The organism is Pseudoruegeria sp. SK021, assembly GCF_002119405.1.
Lineage (GTDB): Bacteria > Pseudomonadota > Alphaproteobacteria > Rhodobacterales > Rhodobacteraceae > Meridianimarinicoccus.
Window position 1 is genome coordinate 1 of sequence record NZ_MTBG01000079.1, and the last position, 3,783, is coordinate 3,783.

The following is a 3,783-nucleotide window of genomic DNA, read 5'->3' on the forward strand; positions in this document are numbered from 1 at the left end:
TAACTCTTAAACCGCGCCCGAAGCGCAGATGGCAAAGGTGCTGACATGATCCGTCCTCCAAAATACGATGAATCACAAACACGACCCTATTGAAACCACCGATTCAGGGTTTTCCAGAAACGCTCTAGTCGTTAATCCGCCACGTGAGCGCCCAATGGCCTGATGTTGAGCCCCCCTTTTGCGCCGGCTGCCTTTTGGTGGACCTGAACGATGGTTCCATCGATAAGCGCGTATTCGAGGTCGACGTCTTCGCTCATAGCTTTGAAAAGACTCTCGAATACTCCGGCGCTGGCCCACCGACGAAACCGCCGGAACTGGCTGTTCCAGTGACCAAAGGCAGGCGGCAGGTCGCGCTAGGGCGACCCAGTGCGCACCCTCCAGAAGACCGCTTCCAGAAACATGCGATTGTCCCTTGCAGTGACTCCAGCATCACTGACCTTACCCGGAAGATGCGGCTCAAGCCGCTGCCACAAGATGTCCGACACCACAAACCGTTGCTCGTTTATTCAAACCTCCATTTTGGAAGTTTGAATCATAAATCAGGCCCAATGGAAATCTGGAGGGTTCTGTGAGGTCTCGCGGCGCTGAAGGTGGGGTCTGGCGCTGTCCGCGACCTCATTGAAGCCGGATTGAGCTAACCCGCCGACGCAGGCGCGCGCAATGGGATTAATGTCGCGAGGCCCGTTCCAGATGGGCGGCCTGGGTAGATGCAATGCCGCGATATCGGTGAGGGCGAGGCATCACCGTCATCGCTGTGCGAGATGATTGACGCGCCTTTCGGCATTTTCGGGCGATCTTGGCGCAGGAAATTGACACTTCGGACCAGTCGGCAAGGTCTCGGCCAAGGGGTTTCCCTACGTCCATCGACGCTGATGTCGTGACGTTGATACGATCATTACGGGGGCGACATTCCATGATCATGAGGTATCTGGTTGTGGCCGTGACGGCCCGATACGCCATCGCGGCAGGGTGGCGGTGATGCGCAGAATGCCGCCGCAGCACGGACAGACGGTTGGGTCAAAGCGCGGGAATGAGCTGGTCGTCTCGCCGGTTGCGGCGATCGGCTCTGGCTTTGTCGTGGCCAGTAGCCGTCGAATGATTGCGATCCGGGTCCGGCGACAGCCATTGGCGAGGAACCCCATAGTGGCGGATAAACTCGTGCGGTTCGAGCGACATCAGCTTGGCCGCGTTGCCGTGACGATAATCACGCCAGCGGAAAGTTACGCTGGTCTCGTTGGCGCTGACCAGACGGCTGTTGGCGATGGCAACTCGGTGAGTGTAGCGGCCGAGATAGGTGAGGACATGTTCGGGCGACCCGAACGGAGGCTTCGATTAGACGACCCAGTTCTTGCGACGTAGCTGCCGGGTCGTGGCCATGAAGACTTCGGCATCACCAAGCCTATCGAGTGCGCCCGAGAAGCGTAGTCGTCCACCCGCATGTGCCGCCTGAAGTCGTTCGAGGAACAGCCGCCGAAACAGGCGTGAGAGGACTCGGATGGGCAGAAAGAAGTTCGGCCGGGAGCTGAGCCAGCGTCCGTCAGGAGAGAGAGCGCCGCCTGGAACGAGGCAATGAATGTGGGGATGATGGGTGAGCGCCTGACCCCATGTGTGAAGAATGGCCAGGAATCCGGTCTTGCCGCCGAGGTGCTTGGGATCGGCGGCAATGGTCTTGAGCGTCGCTGCGGCGGCATCGAACAGGATCGCGTAGACGACCGCCTTGTTGTGAAAGGCGATCTCGGCGACTTCGGTCGGCACTGTGAACACGACGTGGAAATAGGACACGGGCAGCAGATCAGCCTGACGGTCGGCAAGCCACCGTCCACGCGCGCCACTTTGGCATTTTGGGCAATGCCGGTTGCGGCAAGAGTTTTAGACGACACGGCCATGCGCACAGTCCTCGCAGACTTCGACATGGCCGCCGAGCGCTGCGGTCCGACAAAGCTCGACCGCCGACATGACGCGACGTTCCACGCGACCGATATGGCCGTCATTGGCACTCCGGTAAGCATGGCCATGGCGGCGAAAAATGTCCGCCACCTCCAGTTCGGAGCGCATCGCGGCACTCAGTTCGGCGGCACCACCTCCAGCGTCAGGCGGTCGAAGGGACTCTGCGTCCTGGAGATCGTCGTCGCTGCGACATGCGTATATCGAGCGGTGGTCGAGAGGTTGCTGTGCCCCAACAGCACCTGGATGATCCGGATATCCGTGCCGCTTTCGAGCAGATGGGTCGCGAAGCTGTGGCGCAGCGTATGCACGCTGACTTTCTTGACCAACCCCGCCGCCTTGGTTGCAGATCGGCAGGCCGCATGGAGCACCTGTACGTCGATCGGCTTGTCGCCGCGCCCGGGGAACAGCCAATCCTGGGGGCGGGTCGATCGCCAGTAGGTCCGCAGGATGCCCAGCAACGGCGGCGACAGCATAACCGTGCGGTCCTTCGCGCCTTTGCCATGACGAACCTGAATGACCATTCGGCCGCTGTCGATATCCGCCACCTTGAGGCTCACGGCCTCCGAGGCGCGGAACCGCGCAGTATAGGCTGTGGTTAAGGCCGTGCGTGCTTTCAGCGACGGGACCGCTTCCAGGAAGCGTACCACTTCCTCGGCGCTTAGAATTTCTGGCAGCTTGCGCGGTCTGCGCGCATAGACGATCCGCTCCGGGATCTCTGCCCGATCCAGCGTGACGCCGTAAAAGAAGCGCAACGCGCACACCGTCTGGTTCAGTGCGCCCCAAGAAACCCCCTGCGATACGAGATACACTTGGAAGGCGCGCACATCCTCAAGGCCCAGTTGGTCGGGTGATCGGCCATGGAACTGGCTGAACCGCTTAACTGCGTGAATGTAAGAGCGCTGCGTTGCGGGTGACAGGTTGCGCAGGCTCATGTCGTCGATCATACGACGACGCAGCGGGCGCACCGCTGCCGTGGTGTCAGTCATGGGATGGTCTCCTGGTTGAGGGTTGGTCGAGGAACCAAACCTCAACCAGGAGACCATTACAGCCAATACCAACGCCTTTCCCGCGTCAGCGGGTTAGTTCAATCCTGAATGTCCACAGGCCCTAGTCATCTGGAACCGAATTTGCCATCATTGATGAGAGGCAGATTTTGGGGGGGCGGTGTGCGAGGTCGGGCATCGGTTTCGATTGAACTTGGCGATGAGGAGCGCGGGTCTCTGGAAGCCCAGTTGCGCAAGCACAGGGCAGCGCGATCGCTATCGGACAGGTGCCGGATCGTTCTGAGATGCGCCGGTGGCCTGACCAGCAAGAAGATCGCTACCGAACTGGGCCATTCCGAACATACTGTCGGCAAGTGGCGGCGACGGTTTGCCGAACACCGCCTTGAAGGGTTGTCCGACGAGTACCGCGCGGGTCGTCCACGCACCGTATCCGATGAGCAAGTGGCCGACGTCATCAAACGCACGCTGGAGACGACGCCGAAGGGGTTCTGCCGGCGACCCATATTATGTACTCTGCCCCTTGGAAAATTCCGGTCGAAGCGCTGGAGAGCGAGGCGGTGCGCATAGGGTTGCAGGAGATCGCTGCGCGCAGGCCTAAAGCGTTTCTGTTTTAACCTGAAACATATCCGGCGGCCTTGAAGTAGTTCCAGCATTCTTGAGGGTCGTATAGATCGCAGATTTTTCCGATGGCGTCGAACACGTCGGTGAATGTCCTAGCCCCGATCCGGCGAAGATGGGCTTTCAGCTTGGAGAATGCCTGTTCGATGGGATTAAGGTCAGGCGAGTATGGCGGCAGGAAAAGGAACCAGCATCCATGCGCCCGCAGTGCATC

General features: G+C 60.0%; 3 protein-coding genes and 2 pseudogenes. 1 reads left to right on the forward strand and 4 read right to left on the reverse strand.

Translation table 11 applies throughout. The features are described 5' to 3' along the window. Window positions 1-123: 123 nt before the first annotated feature. The 3 genes and pseudogenes from BV911_RS20155 to BV911_RS18495 form a co-directional block, all read right to left on the reverse strand. A pseudogene (locus tag BV911_RS20155) lies at window positions 124-506 on the reverse strand (IS5 family transposase); the annotation flags it as partial. Window positions 507-917: 411 nt separating this feature from the next. Beyond that, window positions 918-2,055 (reverse strand): annotated as a pseudogene (locus tag BV911_RS20160) (IS91 family transposase). A gap of 8 nt (window positions 2,056-2,063) precedes the next feature. Beyond that, complete coding sequence (locus BV911_RS18495) at window positions 2,064-2,933, reverse strand: tyrosine-type recombinase/integrase (protein ID WP_086055021.1); 870 nt, start codon at window positions 2,931-2,933, stop codon at window positions 2,064-2,066. 153 nt (window positions 2,934-3,086) lie between these two features. Here BV911_RS18495 and BV911_RS18500 point away from each other — a divergent pair, with 153 nt between their 5' ends. After that, window positions 3,087-3,518, forward strand: a complete 432-nt coding sequence (locus tag BV911_RS18500; RefSeq protein ID WP_240512369.1) for a helix-turn-helix domain-containing protein — start codon at window positions 3,087-3,089, stop codon at window positions 3,516-3,518. Between the two features lie 43 nt (window positions 3,519-3,561). Here the strand turns inward: BV911_RS18500 and BV911_RS18505 are convergent. Beyond that, window positions 3,562-3,783: transposase (locus BV911_RS18505; RefSeq protein ID WP_205963916.1), on the reverse strand; the 222-nt coding region annotated here is incomplete at its 5' end.